Here is a 23,975-nt window from a genome sequence, read left to right on the forward strand (position 1 = left end):
GGGCATCCGGATCTGCCGCGATCCGCGCGGTGCTGGCGACAAGATCACGTGCACGCTCATGCCGCTGGTCGCGCGCGGCTTCGGCGGCGTGCTGATGGCGAGCGAGCCCTTGATCTTGGCGTCCGGATCTGCCGCTGGTCGGGCGGTTGCCTGAATTGGGCCAGGCCGCATAGGCGGTCGTACGGCCGGCGACAGGGGCGGTCCGGTGGTTCGCCTCTGGCTGGGAGGCCCCGCCAGTCGAGGGCCGTTGAGCCAGTGCGTCATGCGGAGTCGCGCAGCACCAATTTTGTGGGCAGGATGATGGACGTAGGTTCCTGCCCTGCGATCAGTCCGATGAGCATCCGGGTCATCTCCTTCCCCAGTGCTTGGATCGGCTGGTGGATCGTGGTCAACGGCGGATCGGTTCGTTCGGCTACGCCGAGATCGTCGAAGCCCACCACCGCTACGTCGGTCGGCACGGTCCGGCCGGTCTCGCCCAGCACGCGCAGGGCGCTGGCCGCCATGTTGTCGCTAGCGGCGAATACGGCGTCGAGGTCGGGGTGGCGGTCGAGCAGTGTTTTCATCGCCACGGCGCCGCTGGCCTCGGTGAAGTCGCCCTCCGCTGTCCCGTACGGGGTGAGACCTGCCATGATCATCGCTTCGATGTAGCCGCGGTGGCGGGCTCGGCCGACGTCGGTGGACATCTGCCCGGTGATGGTGGCGATCCGGGTTCGACCGAGCCCGATGAGGTGCTCGGTGGCGAGCCGCGCCCCGCCGAGGTTGTCGGAGTCGACGTACCACTGCGGCTCGAAGTTCAGCGGCCGGCCGCCGTACACCGCGGGCAGGCCGGTCCGGCGCACGATGTGGGTCAACGGATCGTCGCCTTTCAAGGCCATTAGCATGATGCCGTCGACGCCGCGTGTGTGCAGGAGGTTGGTCAGTCGGGACCGGCCCCGGCGCGAGCTGGCAAGGCACAGCAGCAGGTGGAGGTCGGTCTCCTCGAGCGCTGCGGACACGCCGACGATGACTTGGGCGAAGAACGGGTCGGCGAACAACTGTGGATCGTCATGGGAGACCGCGAGGGCGACGATTCCGGTCTGCTGAGTGGCCAGGGCACGGGCGGTTCGGTTGGGCAGGTAGCCCATCTCCTTGACGGCCCGCTCGACGGCATCGCGTGTGGCGCGGCTGACGTGGGGTGCCTTGTTGATGACCCGGGACGCGGCGGACCGTGACACGCCAGCCCGTTCGGCCACCTCGTCGAGGGTGGGCTGCCGTCGAGGCTTCTGCGCTGCCATCGCGATGCCGAGTCCTTCCTGTCCGACGTCGGGCAGGCGTTACCACCGGCGGCGCCGTTATCGCTGATCGATCGTATCGATCGGTGACGACAGCGTCGATGTGCTTCACCGAGCCGTCACCTTCGACCCGGAACGGAACGTGGGAACTGGAAGCGGTCCCAGGAAACCTCACGGTGGGTCTCCCCTGAGAAGGGGGTAAGGCGACGCATCTCTTGACTTTCGCCCGCTTCTTACTGACCATCGGATAGATATATATAGATGTAGCCGACTGGAAGCGCTTCCAGCTTTACGGGTCGACGCCCGCCAAGGTCCCCCACGTACGAGGAGACACGCCCATGAAACGACTGACCCGTCCTCGGGTGCTTGCTGCCGCGCTGGCCTTGGCGGCTCCCGCGGTCCTGCTCGGCGCGCCGGCTGCCTACGCGGATCCGGTCAGCCAGACCAGCGGGTTCTACGTCAACCCCAACTCCAGCCCCGCCACGTGGGCGGCCGCCAATCCCGGTGACGGACGCGCCGCCGCGATCCGCACCCAGATCGCGCAGAAGCCGATGGCCAGCTGGTTCGGCAACTGGAGCGGCGACATCGGCAGCGCGGTCAGAAACTATGTCGGGGCCGCCGACGCCGTCGACAAGCTGCCGCTGCTGGTCGCCTACAACCTTCCCGGCCGGGATGCCTGCGGCGGCCACTCCGGTGGCGGTGCCGGCAGCGTCGCCGCCTACGACTCGTGGATCGCCTCCTTCGCCTCCGCCATCGGCAGCCGTCCCGCCGTGGTGGTTCTCGAACCGGACTCCCTAGGCGACTTCAACTGCATGAGCCAGGCGCAGATCAACGACCGCGTGGGCATGCTGTCCCGCGCCGTCGGTCAGTTCCGGTCCAAGGCGCCCAATACGTGGGCCTACGTCGACGCCGGCAATCCCGGTTGGGTCGACGCACAGACGATGGCACAGCGCCTCCACATGGCCGGTGTGGCCAACGCGCGCGGCTTCGCGCTCAACGTGTCGAACTACTTCACCACCGGCGAGAACACCAACTACGGCAACCGGGTCGCTGCCGCGCTTCAGCGGTTCGGGTACAGCAAGCCATATGTGATCGACACCAGCCGCAACGGCAACGGCTCAAACGGTGAATGGTGCAACCCGAGCGGCCGCCGGATCGGCACGCCGAGCCAGATGGGCGGCGGCGCGGAGATGCTGCTATGGCTCAAGACGCCGGGCGAATCCGACGGCAATTGCGGCGTCGGCGGCGGATCCAGCGCCGGGCAGTTCCTACCCGAGGTGGCCTACAAGATGATCTACGGGTATTAGCTGCGTTGTGAGGGCTGGCCTTGTTCAGGATCCGGTTCGGCTGGGATCTTGCTGCCCGGGTAGCCACAGTGGCGTTGGTCGGGTCGTGCTGGAAATCGTGTGTAGCAGTGCGTGGAGCACTGCGCGGGTGTGTGGCTCGTCGAGCATCTCGCCGATTCACGCCGCGGCGCCGGCCCGGGGCCAGAAGCGGAAGTCTCTGGCCCCCGACCAACTACCTCGGCACTGAGAACTCTTATAACGATCACTGGGTCGTCCAGTTGGTCAGTCGGCACCAGCAGATCAGGACGCGGGCGAGGCTGACCAAGCCGTCGTGGATGTCGAGGTGTCGTTCCCACCGGGCTACGTGGTCGTGCCCGGCCGCCATCGTCACCGGTAATGGTTGGCCGGCTCTCAGGCGGGTATGGGCAGCGTGCCGAGTGCGCGGCCGGCCTCGCGGGCTGCCAGTAGGGCGCCGGCGTGCATCTGCGAGGCCTGCTCGGTGAATGGGTCCAGGGCGGGGTTGACGCCGACGAGGGTGAACTCCCGCTCGACGACGGACAGGTGGGCGCCCCAGCAGTCGGCGAGGATGCGCCGCAGGTATGGGGTGGAGTGATCCCAGCCCTCCCGCGGGGTGCCGCCGCCGTATGCGCCGCCGCGGACGGTGGCCAGCACCACCGGCTTGCCGGCCAGGAACGGTGTGCCAGACGCTCGCGGGTCGGTGCAGACGACGTCGATGTACGTCTTGAAGTGTTGGGAGACACCGTAGTTGTAGAGCGGCACGGCGAACAGGATCGCGTCCGCGGACAGCAGTTCGTCCACCAGCGTCGCGGCGAGTGTGACGGCGTCCCGCTGTTCGGCGGTGCGTTCCTGCGGTGCGGTCATGCCGGCAGTGACCGCCGCTGCCCAGGCGGTCGCGGGCAGGGTGTCGACGCCGATGTGGCGGTGCTCGACCCGGTCGCCCGGGTGGGCGGCGAGCCACTCTTCCTCGACGATGTCCGCGATCTCGCGGCTCGCGGAGCCGTGGGTACGGATGCTGGCATCCAGCCGGAACAGGGTCACGACCACTCCTAAGGATGAGGTTCAAGCTTGAAGTCGAACCTATCCGATTACACTTCAATCTTGAACCTGGTGCGACATGCCTCACTTCACGGCTGAAGTCACGTCGTAGGCTGGGTAGCGTGCCGGACGAACCGCGGTGGCTGACCGACTGTGAGCGCGACGCTTGGATCGCCCTGGCCAAGCTCGTCTTCAACCTGCCCGGCGCGCTCGACGCGCAGCTGCTACGAGACAGCAGGCTGACCCTGTTCGACTACTTCGTGCTCAGCAACCTTTCGATGACACCGGGCCGAACACAGCGCCTCAGCGACCTGGCCGGCCACATCGGCAGCTCGCTGTCTCGGCTGTCGAACGTCGTCAAACGCCTGGAGCAGCGGGACCTGCTGCGCCGCGAGCCGGACCCGGAAAACCCTCGCTACACCAGGGCCGTACTGACCGACGCCGGGTGGGATGTCGTGGTCGCCGCGGCACCGGGCCACGTCGCGGCGGTGCGGCGCTACGTCATCGACGGACTCACCGAGCAGCAGGTCAACGTGCTCCGCGACATCGCCTGCCACGTCACCCAACAAATCGACAAGGCCGCAGAGGAAGGCACACGACGCGGCTAACCTCGCCCGGCCACCACACCAAGATCGTGTGCGCGGATAAGTAGCCGCGAGTCGCGGTGGACTGGTCCACCTCGCAGGGCCGATGATGCAGCGATGAGAGACGTTCCGATCCGCGACGACATGATTCGGCTGGGCCAGTTCCTCAAGCTGGCCGGCGTCATCGAATCGGGTGGTGAAGCCAAATCCGCCATCGTCGCGGGCGAGGTTGCGGTCAACGGTGAGGCCGAACTGCGTCGGGGGCGGCAGCTCCATCGCGGGGACGTCGTCGAAATCGGTGGCGAACGCCTTCAGGTGATCTGACCGCACAACCACGACATCGAGAACTTCAGCGCACTCTCAAGTAGCCGCGATCCGCTCGCTACGTCCTGTGGCGGAGTCGGGGTTCGCTCGCCGTTGCCCAGCGGGCGATCTGATGGGCAGTGGCGGCGGCCGGGTCCCGGACGCGGAGACCGCGGCCCGAGTCCGGCCAGAAGTGGTGGCGCAAATCATGAGCTTGGACGGGCGGATGAGCTCTGCGCAGGGCGATGGCCAGGCAGTGTTCCGTGCCGGCGATTTAGCAGTGTTCGACACGTCTCAACCATTCACGTGGATCCGCGATGAGGGAATGCATCCGTGCCCCACCACATGATCAGTGTTCCGCCGCCCCAGGTCCAGCCGTTGCTGTCCCGAGTACTCAATCGGACCCGAACGACGTGACGCTCGTCGACCCGCCGGACTCCGTCACTGCGTCGTGGCGAAGACGGGATTGGAGTAGAACCACAGGTCTTCCCAGGGATTGGCCTCGCCGATGACGTCGAGGGCGGGTCCGGCCGGGTCGACACCGGCGCCGAAGTAGCCAGGAGCGCCGCGCTTGCCGTCGGTGCCACGTACCCGGATGTAGAACGGCCCGTCGACGGCGATCTCGTGGACGAGCTCGACGGTGCCGGCCCGCTTGTCGATGTTCCAGGACTTGACGACCTTGGTATCCGGGGCGCGGAAGGTGGAGCGGTCGGCGGCGGGTCCGGTGATCCTGCCGACGATCAGGTCGACCCTGGCGAGTACCGGCATCAGTCCGGCGAAGTTGGCATGGGCGGCCAGGTCGATCCGGATCACCACCTCGGCGGTGCGGCCGGCCCGCGTCTTCAGGGTGCCGCCCATCGGCACTCCGGGCTGGCGCGAGCCGCCTGGGCGAAGGCGCAGGTCCAGACCGGCGATGAGGTCGCCGAGGCATACCCACATCCGGCCGGCCCGCATGGCCTGCATCACCTGACGGTAGCCGTACCCGGTGGCGCCAACCCAGGTCTTGTTGTAGGCACCGGGCGGGAAGGAGCTGTACTCGATGATCGGACGGCCGGAGTCGACCGGGTCGGGAAACCGGCCGGTGTTGTTGAACGTGTGTCCGTCGCTGTCGTACGGGATGCTGTCGTACCCGGTTTGGTTGAGTGGGTCGACCGGATTCTTGACCCAGTCGCCGCAGCCCTGATGACCGTCGGACGTGGTGGTGATCCACCAGGGCTTGCCCTCGGCGAGGAGGCTGTCCCACAGCCCGCCGACGGTGGCCGTCATCCAGTCGAACCCACCCCAGGTGCGGTAGCTTTCGGCCGGATAGCCGGGGAACGACCAGGTGCCGGGAGCGGAGTCGTACAGGCCGCGTCCGCGTGCCATACCCGGCGCGGGCAGGCCGGCCGCCTGGTGGCCGGGGGCGCCTTCCATGCCGATGACGATGCCGGGCGCGGCGTCACGCCAGTTGCGGGTCTCCGAAGGGGAGTTGATGCCCAGCCTGGACGGGTGGTTCGGTAGTACCAGCGCGTCGGCGATCCGGCCGTTGGCCACCGCGTCCTTGAGAAACGTGAGTGCCTGCAGGGCGATGGCCTCGTTCTCCGGGGTGCCGTTGCGGGTGCCGTTGACCCGGGCGTCATAACGGTCGACGAACTCCTGGAGCAGGGACGCCTCGTTGGGGCCCGGGGCCAGTATCAGCGTGGTGTGCTCACCGGCGGGGATGTTCCACTCCAGGCCGGTGAAGACCAGGACGTCGTCGCGATATGTCCTTCTCGCCGCGACGATGTCGGCCACGAGCGGCGGAATGCTGTAGGTGGCGAACGGGACGTTGCCGTGGTCGGTGACGACCAGCCAGTCGAGCCCGTAGGTGGCGGCACGCTCCACCTGGGTGGCGACCGGGTACATGGCGTCGTTGCTGTACTGGGTGTGGATGTGATGGTCACCGGCCAGCCAGACGTAGCCGTCCCGCGGCTCGCGGGCCCGGGGCGCGCCGGCCGCGGCCGTGCCGTGGCCCAGGACGGCGCCGGCGCTGGCGAGGCCCGTTCCCACCAGGAAGCCGCGCCGGCCAGTACTCAGGTCCATCGTTTCCTCCACCCACCCGCACTGAAGATCACCGGCGGGGACAGTACCCATCCGTGGCCGATTCCGAAAAGATCTCAGGTTAACGCCGCGAGACGGGGGCGAGTGCCACATCTGAATACCGCCCGCGGCAGCCGACCGCTCCCAGCTGACCTGTTGCCGCACTTGAGGGACGAACGCACGGCACGAGTCAGCGGCGCCTTGCTCCGGTGATCCCTTTCCAGGAGTGTCCATCTCATCCGCCCGTGCTCCCAGACCCGTATGCCGACTGTGGCCCTGCTGGCACTCACAAGTGGAGGACGTGTCAGTCAAGATCTACCGACGGATGCGGTCTTGGGCCAGCCGTGGGTTTCGACGAGTGGCAAGCCACTGGTATCCGCTATGCGAGCCATTTCGGCACGGTATTCTCGAACACGCCTACGGCTTGGCTTAGAGAGTGTTGGGTTACCGGCTGATCACGTGACGCACTGGTTGGGAACGCAGGTGTGGTTCTCTGGCCAGTTCGAGCTGTTCGTCTTGGCTCTCGTTACGCGTCAGATCTGTACGGTGTTCAGTGCCTCGCGGAGGGCGGCGAGCGCTGCCGGGAGTTCCGTCGGGGTCGGTGTTCCCAATGCGATCCGGATTGCGTGTGGGGCATGGGTGGTGGTGGCGAACGTGTCGGCGGTGCTGATGCGGATCCCGCGGCGGGAAAGTTCGGCGGCGACCCGGTCCATCCGCTGTTCTGGGTCGATGGCTAGCCAGGCGAAGTACGACCTGGGGTGGGCGGTCACCGGGAGGTCACCGAGCTGGCGGCGTAGCACGCTCTGATGCTGTTCGGCAGCGTGTCGGCTGGCCGCCTCGAGCGCGGTGACCGTGCCGTCGCCCAGCCACCGCACCGCGAGGGCGGTGACGAGGCCGGGCAGGCTGGCCATGTTCGCCCGTAGCGCGTGTGCGATCACGGGCCGGGCTGGGACGGGTGTGACGAGGATGCCGAAGCGCAGGCCGGCGGCCACGCTCTTGGACAGGCTGGAGACCCAGAAGGTGCGCTCCGGGGCCAGCGTGACCAGTGGTGGCGGTGCCGGGTGGGCGAGGAATGCGTATGCGGCGTCCTCGATCAGGACCAGGTCGTGGTCGCGGGCGACGGCGACCAGCCGCTGGCGGGATGACGAGTCGAGAACCCAGCCGAGCGGGTTGTGCAGTGTCGGCATCGTATAGATGGCGCGGATTCGCCGTCGCCGGCACAGCTGCGCCAGCCCGGCGAGGTCGGGGCCTTCCCCGCCGGCGGGGATGGGTATCAGCTTGAGCCGGTGGGTCTGGGCGATCAGTTTGAACCCGGGATAGGTGAGCGCATCCACCGCGACCGCGTCCCCGGGGGCCAGCACCGCGCGGGCGACCAGGTCGAGCCCGTGCTGGGCGCCGCCGGTCAGGAAGACCCGGTCCGGGTCGGCGTCGATCCGGTGAGTGGCCAGGAACGCGGCGGTGACCGCCCGGTCTTGAGGCCGGCCGCCGGGTGGCTGCTGCCGCAGCAGCGCGTCCAGGTCGCCGGCCGCGGCGAGCTGTCGCAGCGCCGAGCGCAGCAGTCGCGCCCGAGGCGGCGACAGTGGTTGGGTCAATGACAGGTCCGCCCAGACGGTGTCCGCGCCGGGTCCGTACTCGGCCGGCACCAGCCTCACCGTCTGGTCGCGGACGAAGGTGCCCCGACCGGGTTCACCGACGACCAGACCGATCCGTTTCAGTTCCGCCATCGCCCGGGTGGCGGTCGCCACCGCGATGCCCCACTGCGCGGCGAGCCGCCGATGGGTGGGCAGCCGCTGCCCCGGTGCCAGATGCCCGTCATGGATCTGTGCCGCGAGCGCGTTGGCGACTTCCTGGTAGGACCGCATGTGGCTGACTGTACCGAGGACAATTTCTTGATTGTCCTAACCAGTGGTCCGTAGCGTGCCGTCTCATGATTGTCAGAGGTCGCCAGCTGCCGGTTCTTGAGCTTCTGCGCCGGCAGATCGCCGGCACCGCCACCGGGACCGAGCAGTGCCGATTCCGTTACCCGACAGCGATTTCGCGTACCCTCGGCCTCCGGCTGGTCGAGGTCGACCTCGGAACGGCGACGGTGGAGATCGACGCTGATCCGGCGGTCCATGGCAACCAGCAGGGCACCGTGCACGGGGGCCTGATCGTCGAGCTCGCCGACGCCGCTATCGGCACCGCCCACTCCACCGTCGTCGGCCCTGACGAGACGTTCACCAGCATCGACCTGCGGGCGGTGTTCCTGCGCCCGGTCTGGCAGGACACGCTGCGCGCCACCGCCCGCCCTGCCCACGCCGGCCGCACCATCACCCACTACACGTGCGAGGTTATCCGCAGCGACGGCAAGCCTGTTGCCACGATCACGAGCATCATCACCACCCTGCGCGGCGACCAATCCCACGGCCGGTAAGGCGAGCTCATCACAGCCGGTTTCAGACGGCCTGCGGTCGGATGTTGCGGTAGCGGGTTTGCTGCCCGGCCAGGCGGGCGGCCATGAGTCGGATCATGGCGAGTTTGACGAAGTCTTCGGCGTGGGCGATGGTGCGTTCGTGGTCGCGGCACAGCCGCCGGCAGCGGGTCAGCCAGCCGAGAGTGCGCTCGACCACCCAACGGCGGGGTAGGACGTGGAAGCCTTTGAGGTCATCGTTGCGTCTGACGACTTCCAACCGGATACCGAGTTCGTGGTCGGCCCAGCCGACAAGGCTGGCGTCGACGCTGTTGACGTAGCCGCCGTCGACCCAGATGAGCCACGCAGATCAGTAGCAAGCCACAGGTGTCCACCAGCAGGTGCCGCTTGCGGCCTCGGGTTCGTTTGCCGGCGTCGTAGCCGATCTGCTCACCGCCGCAGGCGGACCGGGCAGTCTGGGAGTCCAAGACCGCCGCGGTTGGTTCCGAATCGCGGCCTTCCGCCCGGCGGACCTGTTCACGCAGAGCGTGGTGGATCTTGTCTCAGACCCCCAATGCGCTCCAGCGGCGAAACCAGCGGTAGGCCGCGTCCCACGGTGCCAGATCGCGCGGGACCAGCCGCCAGGCGCATCCGGCCACCAGCACGTACAGGATCGTGTCGATGATCAGCCGGTGACCGTACTTGCGCGGCCGGCCACCACGAGCCGGGTCCCGCTCAGGCAGGACAGCCGAGATGACCTGCCACATCTGGTCGGTCAACACGCAGGGGTAGGCTATCCCGGCGCCGTCCCCGCCGACATTCACGTTGTCCACAAACACAGGATCTTGACGGGGACGACGCTCTCATTGGCGCACCAACACGCCCACCACTCCGGTCTTCACCGCCCCAGTGCGACGTCACGTGATCACCCAGTAACCCAACACTCTCTTAGACGCTTCCATTGCCGGGCGGCTGCTGGCATCCCCGAAAGTGATGAACCGATCGTGTCGCCGGTGTACGTCTCCCGCACGCGGGCGTCGGTGAGGGAATGCGGCGTCCGCCCAGGCCTCGACCCGCAACTCGACCAACTCACCTTCCGCGAACGCGACGTGCTGCGCCTCGTCGCCGCTGGCACACTGACAAGGAGATCGGTACGCGGCTGGCAAATCTCCGCCCGCACTGTCGAGACCCACATCGCCGCTGTCCTCCGCTAGCTCCAACTCTCCAATCGCCGCGAACTGTGGGCTCCACCTGTTCGCGATTTCGGGATCCATCGTTTTGGATCACGAGTCGGTGTTCGTGAGTTTCGGACCAGGGGTGCCGGTAAGAAACGTGTCACCAGCCGCAGACGACAGTGATCGCACTGGTCAGCGCTACCCGGCGTCCTTCAGGTAATCCCGCTCTCCGGGGTCCGGGGTTGGGTGCGCAAGGATCTCCGGCCATGGCGCGATCGCTGGATCTCGATGAGCTGGTCGAGCACTGGACGCTGCTGGATGACGAGCGGGACCGGGTCCAGCGCCCGGCGGTCGCCGACGGCGGTCACCTGGTGAATACCTGCCCAATTGGCTAGGTTGCCCTCACCTCATCCGATCCTCGCAGGGGAGTGGCAGTCGTGCGGCAACAGCGCAAGACCTTCCGGGCGATCGAGGTCGGCGACGGCGGCGACGGGCGGTGGGCCGCCTACGCCCGGGGCCTGTGGCAGGAGATGGAGGGCCTGCTGACCGAGGAGGGCCGGACTCCGGAGGGCGCGGATCGTGTTCGGGCGCTGTTCCGTGCGCACATGCCGGAACTGGTCCCGGTTCTGGACCGCCTTGCCGGCCAACTCGACCGGCCCGAGGCGGAAGCCTTCCTCACCCACGCGGCACTGCGGCCGTTCTCGCAGGGCTGCACCCAGATCGGCAGGAACGGCACTCTCCTGCGCAACTATGACCTACGGCCCGACCAGTGCGAAGGGACCATCGTCTCCTCCTGCTTCCTGCGCCCCGTGATCGGGATGCAGGACATGCTGTGGGGGCTGCTGGACGGGATGAACGACGCTGGTCTCGCGGTCTCGCTCACCTGGGGCGGACGTTCCGTCTACGGACGCGGCTTCGCCATTCTCATCCTCGTGCGCTACCTACTGGAGAGGTGCGACACCGTTGATGAGGCGGTCGACAGGCTGCGGTCCCTACCGGTCGCCGTCCCCCAGAACCTCACCCTTGTCGATCCCAAGAAGGCGATGACGGTGTTCGTGGGGCCGGATATCTCGCCGACGGTGGCGCCGGACGCCTGCGCCGCCAATCACCAGCACCTGCCGGTGACCGACGAGCAGGAACGGGCCATGCGGACGCAGGAGCGGCTGCGAGCCATCCGCGCCGCGGGCGCGGATGTGGCGGCGATGCTGAAGCCGCCGCTTTATCGATCCGTCGACGAGCAGGGGTCGAGAACGCTCTACACAGCCCGCTACCAGCCCATCGAGGGCCGTGTGACGTACTACTGGCCCGGCGAGTCCTGGCAACAGTCCTTCGGTGACTTCGCGCCCGGATCCCGCACTGTGACCTTGGGCCGGGCCGGCTGAGAGGCTTTCCGCCCGCGACATCTGGGTCGACCTCGGCCTGCTCACTCTGGCCAGAGCCAGATTTGCCCTGGAAGACGGCTGACAGTCCCGCGACGCACGGGCTTGCTGACATTCCACCGATTGTTGAACGGCTCCACCGCCATTGAGCTGGGGTTTGTTCGCTTGTCCGGGCACACCAGGGTTTCCTGCCTCGATCGGATGGATTCAATGTTCGCGAGTTTTGGCGCCACCGGCGACGGTGGGAGCATCGGCGGGGTCTGGACGGAGCCCGCCGATGCCGACGTCGAAGGTTGACCTGTTCGCGGCGATCCGGCGTGACTCCCACGCGGGAATGTCGGGCCGGACGATCGCTCAGAAGTACCAGGTCAGCCGCCGCACGGTCCGCGCCGCGCTGACGTCGGCCTGGCCGCAGCGGTCGTAGCCGATGTGAGTGAGGGTGATCTAGCGAATGCCCGAGGCAAGCCGCGATCAACCGTCGGGCCTCTGGTCAGGATCGTGTCCGGAACGGGGCAAGGGTGGCGTCTGGGCCCTACGGATCCAACAGGAACCAATAGTCGACCGTCGGACCGTGTGCGGCCAGGCCGCCGCCGTAGATCGGCTGGCGTCCACGGCCGGACGACCTAACAGGTTGTCCTCTTCCGGTAGATGGTGCGCTGCTGGTGGCATCTGGTGCGTAGCAGGGTGGGCATGGATGCCAGGTCGGCGCCGTCGCGCAGGAGTCGGACGGTGTACGCGGTCAGTTCGCTGGCCGCTAGTGCGGTGGGGTTCGCGCCGCAGGCCCTTGGAGTTGGTGATGGTGGCCGGTGTCCAGGGCAGTCCGACGGAGAGGCCACCGCAGGCCCGCAGGCAGGTCATGCGTGGTGCGCGGGGACCGTACCGCTGGCGGATCTCAGCAACGGGTGCATGGTCCGTTTATGACCCACCTCTTTTAGTCCGTAGGTTCGGGGTTCGAGTCCCCGGCGGCCACCCTCTGACCTGCGCTTTCTCGCTTCGGCTCTGTCCGGTGTGGAGCGTGGTTACTCGTTGGACAAATTGTTAGGTGGCCGACGGCCGTGGCTGTTCCGGTGGCACGGTGCTCTCGGCGGCCGCCATCCACTGGTCGAGGTCCTCCTGTGTGAACTCCTGCCACGGCGGAATGTCGGGGAGCTGGCGCAGGAGGTCGAAGGCCTCCGCGACCCGTGGGCCACGCAGGACCGGCGTGTGACAGCCGGCGATGACTTCGGCGTCGAGTCGTTGGATGTCGTCTACCACCGCCTGGAACTTGCGGCTGTCCAGCAGCGTCGCCCAGGGCGAGACCAGACGCCCGCCGAAGAACTGACCGTCGCGGAACTCGTCGGCGGACAGCTCCGCGATCTCAGGCATGGGTGTGGGCACGTTCGTTGCGAAGGTGTCCACCGACCACAGGACACTGGTCTTCGTGTCGAACAGGGCGCGTGTCGTCGGATTGTCGAACAGCGGCGGTCGCTTGGCCACCAGCGTCCGGTCGGCCAGGTCGATCGTGTCGCCTTCGTTCATGAAGCGGCACCGGTTGATGGGCGTCTCCCACTCCTCGGCCATGCGTCCGATCGAGAACCAGGTGGTCAGCAGCGTCGCGTTTTGGCATGCGGCGAGGACCGGTAGCAGATTGCCGGCGTGGTCACGGTCGTCGTGCGTGAGGAAGATCCATCGCACGTCCATAGGGTCGACCACGGACCACGCGGCCTCGAGCCACTGTGGCCGCACCGCCGGTGCCCCGGTGTCCACGAGCACCGGCTCGGCCCCGCGAATCACCATCGAATTCATCGGGAAGTGTCCGACCGGTGGGGCCTCCAGCGCCCACGGGATAACGAACGTCTCGTCGGCGATCTGGTACGGCTGCAAGAGGTTGAACGTCTCGGTCGTAGTCATCGCTGCTCTCCCTCGAACCGAGTCGTGGTGCAGCGCCCCCGAATCCAGTGCAGCCCTCAAGCATGCACGCGTCAATACCGCACGCCTGTCTGGGGGCCATCGTCACGAGTCAGGCCTTATGTCGGCTTCTGCCCACTCCGGGTCCATCGCCCAGTCCCGCCAGTAGGCAAGGTGCGTACCTCCAAGGGTGCAAGCCTCCATGGCGTCACGAACGGACGGCGACATCGCTCGTCGGTGTCCGGTAATGCCGATGAGCGCGCACTCGATCATGCCCACAGGGCTCCCTCGACTAGCCGGTGATGGCCGAGTTCGGCCGGGGCGCCGACACGTGGTGGGAGGACGACGAGGCGTGGGAGACGGTCGAGGAGATCGACCCGGTGTCGTGGGGTGAGCTCAACGAGGACGATCCACAATGGCCGGTCGCGGTGCTCATCGAGGACTGCCAGGACTGGGAAGAAGGCGGCGACGTTCCGCTGCCATCGCGCCTTGCAGCGCGGTACCCACGTAACGCGCTAACAGCATCCGCTCGATGATCCCGCCCGGCAGGGCCACGCCCAGCACCTACCACACATCGGCCCTGCTCAACGGCGGAGGCGTGGCTCGAAGGCGGGCCGGTGGCTGACCGACGTGTGCTAGGCAGGGCGCTGTTCGTGCAGGACGGCACCACGCCGACTCCGTTTCCCCCGCCAAGCTGCGGCGTCACCGTCCTCACCACAACGGCGGCGTCCAGGGCTACGCGACGCTGATGTACAGCACACCCGGCGGCGCTAAGATCCTGACTGCCTAAGTGACCTATGTGGACGATATCGCGATGTCGATGGTGGCGGCGTTCCGCAAGGCGGTGCGTAGGCGCGTCGACGAGGCGTTCTGCGACGGGCGGGCCGCGTCGGGCCGCTGAAGTTCAACTGGGCACGCCCAGCTCGCCATCGGGGCGGGCTGGGCGTGTGTTGGGTTTCTATCGGCTCCGGGTGGACATCGGCGCGGCGAGGGCGAGGACCGCGAAGGCGAGGACCGCGGCCACCGTGCGGACGGTGTGGGCGATCTGCCAGCGATCCCGCACGTCGGCCCAGTCGGAGGGCGGGGACTGGGCGTTCCAGCCGAGCTGGTCGGAGTTGATGGGCAGGTTGACGATGAGCGTTAGGCCGAAGATGAAGACCAGGAGGGCCAGGGCGGCGACGGTCAACCATCGGGTGTTTGTCTGGAAGGTCCGGTAGACCAGCACCGCTGTGGCCATCAACGCCGGCAGGAGCGTGGCGACGGCGAGATTGTCGAGAGAGTCGAGCTCGACCAACCGGACCTGGGTGTAGACCGCGCTGTCGAAGCCTCGCAGCGAGAGCTCCAGGACGAGGACTCCGGTGAGAAACCCGGCGAACAGTCCCGCGAACACGAGGCTGGCGAAACGGGCGTACCTGGTCATGATCCTGTCTGCTTCCGGGTGAAGGCGGCGCTGTGGTCTTCCGCCCAGGTGGCGTACGCGCGCGGCAGGCGTCCCAGCAGCCGCCGCACGGTGCCGGTGGTGGGTCCGGCTTCGCGGGCGTAGTCGGCCAGCGAGCCGAGCAGCCGGTCGGGTACCTCGTCGGGCAGGCCGGCGGCGAGCATGCCGCGACGGATCTCGTCCGGTGTGGCCTCGACGAACGACAGTGTCCGGTCGAGCGCGGCACCGAGCGCGGCGACCTTCTCCGGCTGGCTCAGCGACTGCTCGCCGGTGAGCAGGTACGTCTGGCCGGTGTGGTCCGGCTGGGTCAGGGCGATGGCCGCCACCGCGGCGATGTCGCGTTCGTCGATGGTCGAGGTCCTCGCGTCGGGGTATGCCCCTCGCACGGTGCCGGTCGCCTGGATCTGCCCGGCCCAGGCGAGGGTGTTGGCGGCGAAGTCGGCGCAGCGCAGGATCGTCCAGTCCAGGCCGGACTCCTTGGCGAGGTTCTCCACCGCCTGGAACTGCTGCCGGAAGCGCGCGTGCCCGGCCGGGTACGGCACGGTCAGGGAGGACAGCACGACCACCCTCGTCGCGCCTGTTTCGCGCGCGTGGGCCAGCAGGTCGACGGTGGCGGCTCCGGTGGCGCGCGGGCTGAGCAGGATGGCCTCCACGCCGGGCAGGGTGGTGACCTCGCTGGGGTGGACGAGATGTGCCTCCGCCGGGAGGTCGGCCTGCGGGTCGCGGGTGACGGCGGCGACCTTCGCCCCCTGCTCGACAAGTAGCCGGACGGCGTGCCTGCCGACGACGCCGGTGGCGCCCGTAACCAGGATCATGACTAACCCCTCTCTATCTCGTATCGTATGAGACTCAAACTATCTTGACTTTGGATTCCAAACAATATGAGTCACGTAACATCCGGAAGCGGGCGTGCCCGCAGGCAACTCACCACCCAGATCAAGGACGCCCTGCGTGACCTGCACAACCAGCTGTCGACGCTCAACCGCCAGGTCGGCGTCCAACTCGCCATCAAGGACACCGATATGGACTGCCTCGACCTCGTCAACCGGCACGGGCCGCTGAGCCCCAGCAACCTCGCCCGCCAGGCCGGGCTGCATCCGGCCACCGTGACCGGAATCCTCGACCGGCTCGAAAACGCCGGCTGGATCGCTCGTGAACGCGACCCCGCGGACCGGCGCGCGGTCACCGTCCGGGCGCTGCCCGACCGCGGCCGCGAGATGTACAAGCTGTTCGCCGGCATGAACTCGGCGATGGACTCGATCTGCGGCGACTACGACGAGCAGCAGCTCGAGCTGCTCGCCGACTTCCTCCGCAGGACCACGGACGCCGGTCTCACCGCGACCCGCACTCTCACGGCCGGCACCGGCCCCGTAACTACCTGACCGGCGTGGTCAGTCCTCGCGGTCGCCGCGCGTGCGTGCCTGGGTCGTCTCGCGGAGGACGGTCCAAGCGTCGGCCACCGGGCCTACGTGGGTGAGCTTGTCGGGGTTGAGCACCGTGCGGATCGCCTGGATCTGTCCGTCGAGGATGTCGAGCGCCACGGTGTTGACGACCTTGCCGTCGCGGTCGCGGAGGATCGCACCCGGCTGCCCGTTGACCTGGTACGGCTCCACGACGCCGCCGATACGGACGAACGGCCCGATGAGCGCGGTCAGCTGCGTACTCTACCGCCGATCGTGCGCGCTGGTCGCATGGATGTCGCGGCGCGGTCCGGCCGCACGCGGCCTCCCCGACGACCGCCGGGACGACCGGCGACCCTTGAGCGCCCGAAGGGACTACAGCATTTCGACGTGACCGCTCTCCAGCCGGTAGATCCCACCGACGACGTCGATCCGGTGGGCCGCGAGTGCCTCTTTCAGGTAGTCGGCTTGCCGGAGAGTGGCCACCGTGCGATGGATGTGGCTGCGCGTGGCCTCGTCGAGGCTGTAGTCGACCGATCCGGCCGTCGGCATCGCGGGAGCGATCTCGTCGACCAGGTACTGGCGAGCGCCGGCGGGTCGGCGTCCGGTGCGGACGGCCTCGTACGCGGCCGCTACCGCGCGACAGTCGTCGTGGCCGAGCACGACCACCAGCGGCACCTCCAGGTCGGTCACCGCGAACTCGACCGAACCCATCACGGCGCGGTCCAGTACGTGGCCGGCGGAACGGACCACGCAGATCGCGCCGATGCCCTGCCCGAACACCGCTTCCACCGGCACCCGCGCGTCGATGCAGCCGACGACGACCGCGAAGGGCTGCGGGGCGACGCCGCCGTTCAGCGCGCGGGCGGGAGGCGAGGTGCCCAGGGTGAACCGGACATTGCCGGCGCGCAGGCGGGCCAGCGCCTCGACCGGGTCCGGACGACCGAGGTATCGCGACACATGTTGCGACGGGATCGGCGCAGCCGTCGCATCGGAGAACAATCGGCCCGGTTCCACCGGACGAGGATGACACGCCCGCCCCATGGGCGGGGACTGCCGTCGTCGCGGCGGCACCCTGATCGATGAATCAGGTGATGCGATTTCGATGAACGCGTTGGCGCAGGCTTGGCGCCGTAGATTCGCCCAGCTCCTCGAGGAGGACGATCGTGAACCTGTCCCGCGTTGCTGTCCTGGTTGCCACCGCGGCGGTGGTGTTGGCGCCGGTCCAGCCTGCCGCCGCGGCATCGGCCCAGGTGGGTTGGAACGAGTCGGTGGCCGTCGCACCGGCGATCTTCGAAAACCCGTTCGACTTCGCGCACGCGATCTTCGAAGACCCGTTCCACTTCGCGCACGCGGCCTTCGAGGATCCTTTCGGCTTCGCGCCGGCGATCTTCTCCGACAAGTGGGAGGCCGCGCCGGCGATCTTCTCCGACAAGTGGGAGGCCGTGCCGGCGATCTTCGCCGACCCGCTCGGCTTCGTGGTCATCGGCCACGGCGAAGCCTGAGGTCGTCGCCTGCCGGGTGTCTCGACGACGTCGCCGGGGGAGACCTTCGGCGCGTTCACGACGATGGTCGTGGCGGCGTCGTCGCTGGTACGGCCAGACCGGGCTAGCGTGGGCGCTATGGCCCGACACCAGCGACGACGTGCCGCCGACCGGGCGCCGGGCGGGTCGCAGGTGGCCGAGCTCACGCCCGTTTCGGGCCGCCCGGAGGCCCATATCCTGTATGTCGACGGGGTCGCCCAGTCCTATGTAGACGTGGCGGACCCGACCTACCTGCATTTCGACTACGTGCGCTGGATGGCCTCGGTCGTCGACGCGGCGGCGCCCACGCGTGAGCCGGTACGCGCCCTTCACCTGGGCGGTGGCGGCTTCACGCTGCCGCGTTATCTGGCCGCGACCCGCCCGGCCTCGACCCAGGTCGTGGTGGAGCGCGACGCCGCCGTGCTCGACCTGGTCCGGCGCGAGCTCCCGCTACCCCGGGGGGATCTGCGGGTCCTGCTGGCCGATGCCCGGGAGGCGGTCGAGGCCGAGCCGGCGGCCAGCTACGACCTGGTGCTCGCCGACGTCTACCAGGCGGCCCAGATGCCGGCGCATCTGGCCGGTGTCGAGTTCGCGGCGGAGGTGGCGCGGGTGCTGCGGCCCGACGGGCTCTACACCGTCAACCTGACCGACCTGCCGCCCCTTGGCTACTCGCGGGTCCAGGCGGCGACGCTGCGCGCCGTGTTCCCCGACGTCTGCCTGATCGCCGGCCGGGCGATGCTACGCGGCCGGCGGCACGGCAACGTCGTTCTGGCCGCCGCGCGGAAACCTGGCCGGCTGCCGGTGGCCCGGCTGACCACCCGCGCGCTGCGTGACCCGGCCGCCGGCACCGTGCTGCACGGCGCGGCCCTGGACCGCTTCGTCGCCGGCGCCCGGCCGTTGCGCGATCCCCGCCCGACCAACACCGGCGCCGGCGCCGACCCGGTCTAGCGTCCGGCGGGAGCCCGCGACGGGCCGGTGAGGCCACCGCCGCCCGGGGCGCTGCGATGGCCTCACGTTCGGCGGTCGGTCAGCCCACCGTGCAGGCGGATCCGTTGAGAGTGAACGACGGCGGCCGGCCGGTGTTGCCGGTGTGGGTCGCCTGGAAGCCGATCCCGACCGACGCGCTCGGCGCGATCGCCCCGTTGTAGGAGACGTTGCGGGCGGTCACCGACCCGGTGTTCGGCGTGTAGGAGGCGTTCCACCCGCTGGTGATCGTCTGTCCACTGGGGAGCGTGAAGGCCAGGTTCCAGCCGTTGACCGCGGCTGTGCTCGTGTTCGTGATGGTGATCGCCGTGGTGAGGCCGGTGTTCCAGGCGTTGACCGCGTACGTCACCCGGCACGCACCGGGTGGCGCCGTCGTGGGCGGCGCCGAGGTCGGCGGACCGGACGTGGGCGGACCCGACGTCGGCGGGCTGGACGTCGGCGGTGTGGAGCTGTCCAGGCCGAAGAACCGGATCACCTGGGCGGCGTCGATCGGCAGGTTGTGGGTGACGCCCTGCATGCTGATCGCCTCGACCGGCGCCATGCCACCCGTGCCGCCGTACCGGGTCCGCGTGTACCCGGATTGCGGCGTGTCCGTGAACGACGGCGTCTGGCTCAGCCCGTGCACGTTCGTCCACTGCTTGACCTGCTCACCGAAGTTCGGGTAGCGCAGGGTGTCGTCGTTGGTGCCGTGCCAGATCTGCATCCGCGGTCGGGGGCCGGTGTAGCCGGGGTAGGCGTTGCGGACCAGGTCGCCCCACTCCTGCGGCGTCTTGATGAGCTGGCCGCCGGAGCAGGTGCTGTTCCACTCCGAGCCGTTCGTGGTGGCGAAGCAGGCGAACGGCACACCGGCGAACGAGGCGCCGGCTTTGAACACGTCCGGGTAGTCGCCGAGCAGCACGTTGGTCATCATGGCTCCGGAGGAGCTGCCGGTGACGAAGATCCGGTTGGGGTCGGCGTTGTACCGCTGCTGGGTGTAGCTGACCATCGAGGCGATCCCGACCGGGTCGCTGCCGCCGCCGCGGCGCAACGCGGACGGCGAGGAGACGTCCCAGCAGCCGCTGCTACGGGTGACCGAGGGGTAGATGACGATGAAGCCGTAGCGGTCGGCCAGCCCGGCGTATCCGGTCTGGTTGTAGAAGCCCGGCCCGGAGCCGCCGCAGTAGTGCACGGCGACCACGATGGGCGGCCGGGCGGCGAGGCGGTCCGGCACGTAGATGTGCATGCGGATGTTGCTGGGGTTGGTGCCGAAGCCGGTCACCTCGGTCAGCGTCGCCGCCGACGCGGGCGCCGCGAACGTCACCGCCGCCGTGGCGGCGGCCAGCACGGCCGCCGCCAACGCGCAGAACAGTTTCTTCTTCACTCTTCTCCAATCAGGGGCTGGTGCAGGTGATACCGGTGGGAGCGGCGGCGCCGTTGCCGTTGGCGACGTACCCGAACGTGGTCGACGCGGTGGCACCCAGCGCCCCGTTGTACGCCGCGTTCCGCACGCTGACCGGACCGCTGGTGCCCGTGTTCACGCCGTTCCACAAGTTGGTGATGCTCTGTCCACTCGCGAGGGTCATCCGCACCGTCCAACCGTTGATCGCCGCGTTGCCGGCACGCACCGTCACCTCACCCTGGAACCCACCGCCCCACGAGTTGACCGTCCGATATGTAGCGGAGCAAGCACCCGCTGGCGGTGCGCTCGTCGGCGGTGTGGTGGTCGGCGGCGGCGACGTGGGCGTGGTGCCGTCCGTGATGCTGCGTGGCACCGCGCGTAGCGCGTCGAACCAGACCGTTGCCATCTTGGCGTAGCCGCCCGCGTTGGGGTGCACGCCGTCGGCCAGGTCACCGGCGCCCAGCGCGGGGTACATGTCCACGAAGTGCACCCGCTTGCCGGCGTTGACCTTGCTCTGCACGATCCCCGGTATCGCCGCGTTGTAGGTGCGCACCTGCGCGTCGGCACCGTTCAACCGGATGATCGAGGCGACGAAGACCTCGGCGTCCGGCACGGTGTTCGTGATCCGGTCGATCAATGTGGACAGTCGCTGCGGCGCGCCGGCGGACTGGCTGAACATGTCGTTGGTGCCGATGTGCAGCAGGACGGTGCGCGGGGTGGTGGCGCGCAGCCAGTTCACCACGTTGGCGTCGATCTGCGCGATGGTCCAGCCCGAGTGGCCTTGGTGGTCGTGGTCGCCGAGGCTGGGTGGCCCGTTGAACTGGGAGCCGACGAAGTCAATCTTGTATCCGCCGGCGACGAACTTCTGCCACAGCTCGATCCGGTAGCCGCCGGGCACGTTCAGGCCGTCGGTGATCGAGTCGCCGAGCGGCATGACGCGCACGCCGCCGTTCGACTCGGCGCTGGCGGGACTGATGGCCAGCAGCGTTCCGGCGACGGCGATCGCGGCGGCCGACGCCGCGGCGAGCAGGCCGCTTATCCTCCGCATCGGGTCCTCCTTTCGGTCAGCACGTGGAGTTGGTCTGGGTGAGCAGGCCGAGCCGCCACGGCAGGCGGTTGTAGTCGCCGCCGGCGTTGGGATCCATGCCCTGGTACAGGTAGCGGATGTTGCACGGGCTGAGCGGTTGGGTCTGGTCGTTGCCGGCGCGGATCGCCTCGCCGTGGCTGATGTCCCGGGTCCACGCGGCGCCGTCGAAGGTGACGTTGTTGGCCCGCGCGAACGGGTTCGCCTCGGTGTCCGCGAGTGCCCGCCACGGGCCGGTGATGGCCGGTGCCGTCCAGGACCGGAACCAGCGCTTGCCGTCCGAGCCGATCGCCTCGTGGATCATCAGGTACGTGTTGGACCCGGTGATCTTGTAGATGTTCGGCGCTTCGAAGAGCCGGTTCCGGGTGTCCTGCATCGCGATGACGGTGTTCGTCATGCCGCTCGGGAACTGGCCGATGGACGTCTCGGACCGGTACAGGTGACCGTTGTCGTCGTCGGAGAACAGGTAGCACTTCGCGGTGTCGCAGATGACCCACATGTCGACCCAGTAGCCGTTGCCGATGTTGTCCCGGATGATCTGTGGCATGCCGCCCGGGTAGAAACGCTGCGGCGCGGTCCACGACTGCGGGTTGCTGATGTCGCTGGTGGTGGAGTACGCCGCGTTGTCACCGGTCTGGAAGACCAGGTACCAGCGGTTCTGCGGGGCGAAGAAGAACACGTGCGGCGCGGCCTTGTACCCGCCGCCGACCGGGGTCTGGTCCAGGTAGTGGTGCTGTGCCGAGCCGGCCTGCGACCAGTCGGTGAAGTTCATGTACACCATGCTGTAGTTGCCGTTGCTGTTGGCGGTGCTGGCGAAGACGTGGTACCGGCCGTTGTGGTACACGACGGACGGGTCCTTCACCGCGAGGATGTTGTGGGTGGCGTCCGACTTCGGCGCGATCAGTGGCCCGGTCGACCGCCACCGGAAGCTGGTCGGCAGGCTGCCCGACGGCGGTGTCGTCGTCGGTGGCGCGCTCGTGGGCGGAGCGCTGGTCGGCGGGTTGCTGGTGGGCGGCCCGGTGGTCGGGTTCACGCCGCCGGTGCACACCGTGCCGTTCAACGTGAAGCTGGTCGGGGCCGGGTTGCTGCCGCTCCAGGAGCCGTTGAACCCGAACGCGACGTTGGCGTTGGTGGCGATCGCCGCGTTGTAGCTGGCGTTGCGGGCGGTGACCTGACCGCCGGACTGCGTCACCGTCGCGTTCCACGCCTGGGTGATCTGCTGCCCGGCTGAGTACGACCAGGTCAGCGTCCACCCGTTGATCGGGTCGCCGAGGTTGGTGATGGTGACGTTGGCGCCGAACCCGCTCTGCCACTGCGAGCTGACCGAGTAGTTCACCTGACAACCGGCGGCGGCGGAGGCCTGACCGGACAAGGCGACAGCCGTCCCGGCTATGGCCAGGCCGGCGACCGCGACGGTTGCCAGACGAGCGCGTAGCGGTATGCGATTGCGCATCTCGAACCCTTTCGGTGGGGGATGGGGGTGAGGAAGTGAGCGTTAACATCGCGGTGAGACGATGCCGGTGCTGGCCGATCAGGGGGCGGCCCGCCTCGTGGTCAGGCGGCACCGAGGCGCCGGGGCGTCGCGGGGCGACGTCCAGCGATGCGGTCGTGGACTGCCACTCCGTCCGACCGCGTCCGGCTCGAAACAGTTAGCAGTATCGATGGAAACAGTTCGGTTGGCAACCCGGCCCCGGTGATGACCAAGCTCGGTTTTGACCGATGCGCCGTGATCGTCATCGATTTGATCGGGGCCGCCTCATACACTGCCGCCGTGACGGAACGGATTGTGGAAGGCCAGCGGCGCGGCCGTCGGCGCGGAGAGTTGACCATCGCGACGATCGCGCGCCTGGCCGGCGTGTCGAAGCCGACCGTGTCCAAGGTGCTCAACGGAAGGACCGGTGTCGCGGTGGAGACCCGGCAGCGGGTCGAGGCGCTCCTGGCCGAGCACGGTTACCGGCGGCCCGACGCGGTGCCTCCCACGGCCACCGTCGAAGTGGTGTTCCACGGGCTGGAGAGCAATCAGGCGATCAAGATCATGCGTGGGGTGGAGCAGGTGGCCCGCCAGCACGAGCTCGCCCTCGGCTTCACCGAGGTGAACGACGAGGGCACCTCACAGGGCCGGCCCTGGACCGAGTGGGTCCTGGCGCGGCGCCCGATAGGCGTGATCGCCGTGTACCCGAACACCACCCCGTCGCAGCGCGCGCAACTGGCCGCCAGCGCGATCCCGATGGTGACCCTCGACCCGACGGGAGAGCCGGTGCACCCGACCCCCTCGGTCGGCGCGACCAACTGGAGCGGCGCGATCGCCGCCACCCGGGCGGACCGGCCGAGTACCTCGGCGCGCGGGCCAGGCTGGAGGGCTGCCGAGCGGCGCTGGACGCCGCCGGCAGCCCGCTGGATCCCCGGCTGGTGCGCACCGGGCCCTTCGACTTCGGGGCCGGTCGCGACTTCGGCCGCGAGCTGCTGCGCCTGCCGGACCCGCCGACCGCCGTGCTGTGCGGCAACGATCTCCAGGCCCTCGGCGTGTACACGGCCGCCGCCGAGCTCGGCCTGCGCATCCCGCACGAGCTGAGCGTGGTCGGCTTCGACGACATCGACACCACCAACTGGTGCTGGCCACCGATGACGACCGTGCGGCAGCCGTTCACCGAAATGGGCGCCGTGGCCGCCCGGATGGTCCTCGCCCTCGCCGCAGGCGAGGCCCTGAGCCAGCCGCGGACCGAGCTGGCCACCACACTGGTCGTCCGCGACAGCACCGCGCCGCCGGCCCGGCCCTGACC

Annotated in this window: 28 protein-coding genes and 2 pseudogenes; 14 read left to right on the plus strand and 16 right to left on the minus strand. The window is 68.6% G+C overall.

Annotated features, from left to right (window positions below):
• Positions 1-260 precede the first annotated feature (260 nt).
• Complete coding sequence (locus AC5L36_RS13860) at positions 261-1,274, minus strand: LacI family DNA-binding transcriptional regulator (RefSeq protein WP_441224315.1); 1,014 nt, start codon at positions 1,272-1,274, stop codon at positions 261-263.
• Between the two features lie 335 nt (positions 1,275-1,609).
• On the opposite strand from AC5L36_RS13860, the gene AC5L36_RS13865 reads away from it, so the two are divergent.
• Positions 1,610-2,578, plus strand: coding sequence for a glycoside hydrolase family 6 protein (locus tag AC5L36_RS13865; protein ID WP_441224316.1), 969 nt, complete (start codon positions 1,610-1,612; stop codon positions 2,576-2,578).
• Positions 2,579-2,819: 241 nt separating this feature from the next.
• Here AC5L36_RS13865 and AC5L36_RS13870 read toward each other — a convergent pair whose 3' ends face one another.
• Complete coding sequence (locus AC5L36_RS13870) at positions 2,820-2,948, minus strand: hypothetical protein (protein ID WP_441224317.1); 129 nt, start codon at positions 2,946-2,948, stop codon at positions 2,820-2,822.
• A gap of 20 nt (positions 2,949-2,968) precedes the next feature.
• Positions 2,969-3,616 (minus strand): FMN-dependent NADH-azoreductase, encoded by a 648-nt coding sequence (locus AC5L36_RS13875; RefSeq protein ID WP_441224318.1) that lies wholly within the window; start codon positions 3,614-3,616, stop codon positions 2,969-2,971.
• A 119-nt stretch (positions 3,617-3,735) separates the two neighbouring features.
• Here AC5L36_RS13875 and AC5L36_RS13880 point away from each other — a divergent pair, with 119 nt between their 5' ends.
• Positions 3,736-4,221, plus strand: a complete 486-nt coding sequence (locus AC5L36_RS13880; protein WP_441224319.1) for a MarR family winged helix-turn-helix transcriptional regulator — start codon at positions 3,736-3,738, stop codon at positions 4,219-4,221.
• A gap of 93 nt (positions 4,222-4,314) precedes the next feature.
• Positions 4,315-4,521, plus strand: coding sequence for an RNA-binding S4 domain-containing protein (locus tag AC5L36_RS13885; RefSeq protein WP_441224320.1), 207 nt, complete (start codon positions 4,315-4,317; stop codon positions 4,519-4,521).
• 420 nt (positions 4,522-4,941) lie between these two features.
• On the opposite strand, the gene AC5L36_RS13890 is transcribed toward AC5L36_RS13885, so the two are convergent.
• Together AC5L36_RS13890 and AC5L36_RS13895 are read right to left on the minus strand one after the other, a co-directional pair.
• Positions 4,942-6,561, minus strand: a complete 1,620-nt coding sequence (locus tag AC5L36_RS13890; protein ID WP_441224321.1) for a PHP domain-containing protein — start codon at positions 6,559-6,561, stop codon at positions 4,942-4,944.
• Positions 6,562-7,091: 530 nt separating this feature from the next.
• The gene (locus AC5L36_RS13895) at positions 7,092-8,420 is read right to left on the minus strand and encodes an aminotransferase-like domain-containing protein (protein ID WP_441224322.1); all 1,329 of its coding nucleotides are present in this window, start codon (positions 8,418-8,420) and stop codon (positions 7,092-7,094) included.
• Between the two features lie 65 nt (positions 8,421-8,485).
• Here AC5L36_RS13895 and AC5L36_RS13900 point away from each other — a divergent pair, with 65 nt between their 5' ends.
• Positions 8,486-8,971, plus strand: a complete 486-nt coding sequence (locus AC5L36_RS13900; protein ID WP_441224323.1) for a PaaI family thioesterase — start codon at positions 8,486-8,488, stop codon at positions 8,969-8,971.
• 22 nt (positions 8,972-8,993) lie between these two features.
• Here AC5L36_RS13900 and AC5L36_RS13905 read toward each other — a convergent pair whose 3' ends face one another.
• Entirely contained in the window at positions 8,994-9,305 is a 312-nt protein-coding gene (locus AC5L36_RS13905) for a transposase (protein ID WP_441224359.1), read from the minus strand.
• 205 nt (positions 9,306-9,510) lie between these two features.
• A complete protein-coding gene (locus AC5L36_RS13910) occupies positions 9,511-9,780 on the minus strand; it encodes a transposase (protein WP_494908146.1) in 270 nt (89 codons plus the stop codon).
• A gap of 180 nt (positions 9,781-9,960) precedes the next feature.
• On the opposite strand from AC5L36_RS13910, the gene AC5L36_RS13915 reads away from it, so the two are divergent.
• From AC5L36_RS13915 to AC5L36_RS13930, 4 genes are all read left to right on the plus strand, one after another.
• On the plus strand, positions 9,961-10,161 hold the full coding sequence (locus tag AC5L36_RS13915) for a LuxR C-terminal-related transcriptional regulator (protein WP_441224325.1): 201 nt from the start codon (positions 9,961-9,963) through the stop codon (positions 10,159-10,161).
• 227 nt (positions 10,162-10,388) lie between these two features.
• On the plus strand, positions 10,389-10,517 hold the full coding sequence (locus AC5L36_RS13920) for a hypothetical protein (protein WP_441224326.1): 129 nt from the start codon (positions 10,389-10,391) through the stop codon (positions 10,515-10,517).
• Between the two features lie 42 nt (positions 10,518-10,559).
• Positions 10,560-11,504, plus strand: coding sequence for a C45 family autoproteolytic acyltransferase/hydrolase (locus tag AC5L36_RS13925; protein ID WP_441224327.1), 945 nt, complete (start codon positions 10,560-10,562; stop codon positions 11,502-11,504).
• Positions 11,505-11,778: 274 nt separating this feature from the next.
• Complete coding sequence (locus tag AC5L36_RS13930; RefSeq protein ID WP_441224328.1) at positions 11,779-11,925, plus strand: hypothetical protein; 147 nt, start codon at positions 11,779-11,781, stop codon at positions 11,923-11,925.
• A gap of 217 nt (positions 11,926-12,142) precedes the next feature.
• On the opposite strand, the pseudogene AC5L36_RS13935 reads toward AC5L36_RS13930, so the two are convergent.
• Together AC5L36_RS13935 and AC5L36_RS13940 are read right to left on the minus strand one after the other, a co-directional pair.
• A pseudogene (locus AC5L36_RS13935) lies at positions 12,143-12,371 on the minus strand (ADP-ribosylglycohydrolase family protein); the annotation flags it as partial.
• 168 nt (positions 12,372-12,539) lie between these two features.
• Positions 12,540-13,391 carry an oxygen-binding di-iron domain-containing protein gene (locus AC5L36_RS13940; RefSeq protein ID WP_441224329.1) on the minus strand — a complete coding sequence of 284 codons (852 nt, stop codon included), beginning with the start codon at positions 13,389-13,391 and terminating at the stop codon, positions 12,540-12,542.
• Positions 13,392-13,690: 299 nt separating this feature from the next.
• Here AC5L36_RS13940 and AC5L36_RS13945 point away from each other — a divergent pair, with 299 nt between their 5' ends.
• Positions 13,691-13,924 (plus strand): hypothetical protein, encoded by a 234-nt coding sequence (locus AC5L36_RS13945; protein WP_441224330.1) that lies wholly within the window; start codon positions 13,691-13,693, stop codon positions 13,922-13,924.
• A 422-nt stretch (positions 13,925-14,346) separates the two neighbouring features.
• Here AC5L36_RS13945 and AC5L36_RS13950 read toward each other — a convergent pair whose 3' ends face one another.
• Positions 14,347-14,808 (minus strand): anthrone oxygenase family protein, encoded by a 462-nt coding sequence (locus AC5L36_RS13950; RefSeq protein ID WP_441224331.1) that lies wholly within the window; start codon positions 14,806-14,808, stop codon positions 14,347-14,349.
• Positions 14,805-15,641 (minus strand): NAD(P)H-binding protein, encoded by an 837-nt coding sequence (locus tag AC5L36_RS13955; protein ID WP_441224332.1) that lies wholly within the window; start codon positions 15,639-15,641, stop codon positions 14,805-14,807. Before AC5L36_RS13955 ends, AC5L36_RS13950 begins: the two co-directional genes overlap by 4 nt.
• Before the next feature lie 66 nt (positions 15,642-15,707).
• Here AC5L36_RS13955 and AC5L36_RS13960 point away from each other — a divergent pair, with 66 nt between their 5' ends.
• Positions 15,708-16,208, plus strand: coding sequence for a MarR family winged helix-turn-helix transcriptional regulator (locus AC5L36_RS13960; RefSeq protein WP_441224333.1), 501 nt, complete (start codon positions 15,708-15,710; stop codon positions 16,206-16,208).
• A gap of 9 nt (positions 16,209-16,217) precedes the next feature.
• Here the strand turns inward: AC5L36_RS13960 and AC5L36_RS13965 are convergent, their stop codons facing one another.
• Both AC5L36_RS13965 and AC5L36_RS13970 read right to left on the minus strand, forming a co-directional pair.
• Positions 16,218-16,439 carry a hypothetical protein gene (locus AC5L36_RS13965; protein WP_441224334.1) on the minus strand — a complete coding sequence of 74 codons (222 nt, stop codon included), beginning with the start codon at positions 16,437-16,439 and terminating at the stop codon, positions 16,218-16,220.
• A 162-nt stretch (positions 16,440-16,601) separates the two neighbouring features.
• Positions 16,602-17,186, minus strand: a complete 585-nt coding sequence (locus AC5L36_RS13970) for a carbonic anhydrase (RefSeq protein ID WP_441224335.1) — start codon at positions 17,184-17,186, stop codon at positions 16,602-16,604.
• Between the two features lie 206 nt (positions 17,187-17,392).
• On the opposite strand from AC5L36_RS13970, the gene AC5L36_RS13975 reads away from it, so the two are divergent.
• Together AC5L36_RS13975 and AC5L36_RS13980 are read left to right on the plus strand one after the other, a co-directional pair.
• Positions 17,393-17,731, plus strand: a complete 339-nt coding sequence (locus tag AC5L36_RS13975) for a hypothetical protein (protein WP_441224336.1) — start codon at positions 17,393-17,395, stop codon at positions 17,729-17,731.
• A gap of 117 nt (positions 17,732-17,848) precedes the next feature.
• The gene (locus AC5L36_RS13980) at positions 17,849-18,697 is read left to right on the plus strand and encodes a spermidine synthase (protein ID WP_441224337.1); all 849 of its coding nucleotides are present in this window, start codon (positions 17,849-17,851) and stop codon (positions 18,695-18,697) included.
• A gap of 79 nt (positions 18,698-18,776) precedes the next feature.
• Here the strand turns inward: AC5L36_RS13980 and AC5L36_RS13985 are convergent, their stop codons facing one another.
• From AC5L36_RS13985 to AC5L36_RS13995, 3 genes are read right to left on the minus strand one after another with little or no spacing between them, the layout of a single operon-like run.
• Positions 18,777-20,093, minus strand: coding sequence for an extracellular catalytic domain type 1 short-chain-length polyhydroxyalkanoate depolymerase (locus AC5L36_RS13985; protein ID WP_441224338.1), 1,317 nt, complete (start codon positions 20,091-20,093; stop codon positions 18,777-18,779).
• A gap of 10 nt (positions 20,094-20,103) precedes the next feature.
• Complete coding sequence (locus AC5L36_RS13990) at positions 20,104-21,159, minus strand: cellulose binding domain-containing protein (protein WP_441224339.1); 1,056 nt, start codon at positions 21,157-21,159, stop codon at positions 20,104-20,106.
• A gap of 16 nt (positions 21,160-21,175) precedes the next feature.
• Positions 21,176-22,648, minus strand: coding sequence for a glycoside hydrolase family 62 protein (locus tag AC5L36_RS13995; RefSeq protein WP_441224340.1), 1,473 nt, complete (start codon positions 22,646-22,648; stop codon positions 21,176-21,178).
• Positions 22,649-22,891: 243 nt separating this feature from the next.
• Between AC5L36_RS13995 and AC5L36_RS14000 the strand changes: the two are divergent.
• Positions 22,892-23,092, plus strand: a pseudogene (locus tag AC5L36_RS14000) (LacI family DNA-binding transcriptional regulator); the annotation flags it as partial.
• Between the two features lie 236 nt (positions 23,093-23,328).
• Positions 23,329-23,973, plus strand: coding sequence for a substrate-binding domain-containing protein (locus AC5L36_RS14005; protein ID WP_494908152.1), 645 nt, complete (start codon positions 23,329-23,331; stop codon positions 23,971-23,973).
• Positions 23,974-23,975: the final 2 nt, after the last annotated feature.

This window comes from Phytohabitans sp. LZ39 (assembly GCF_059359075.1).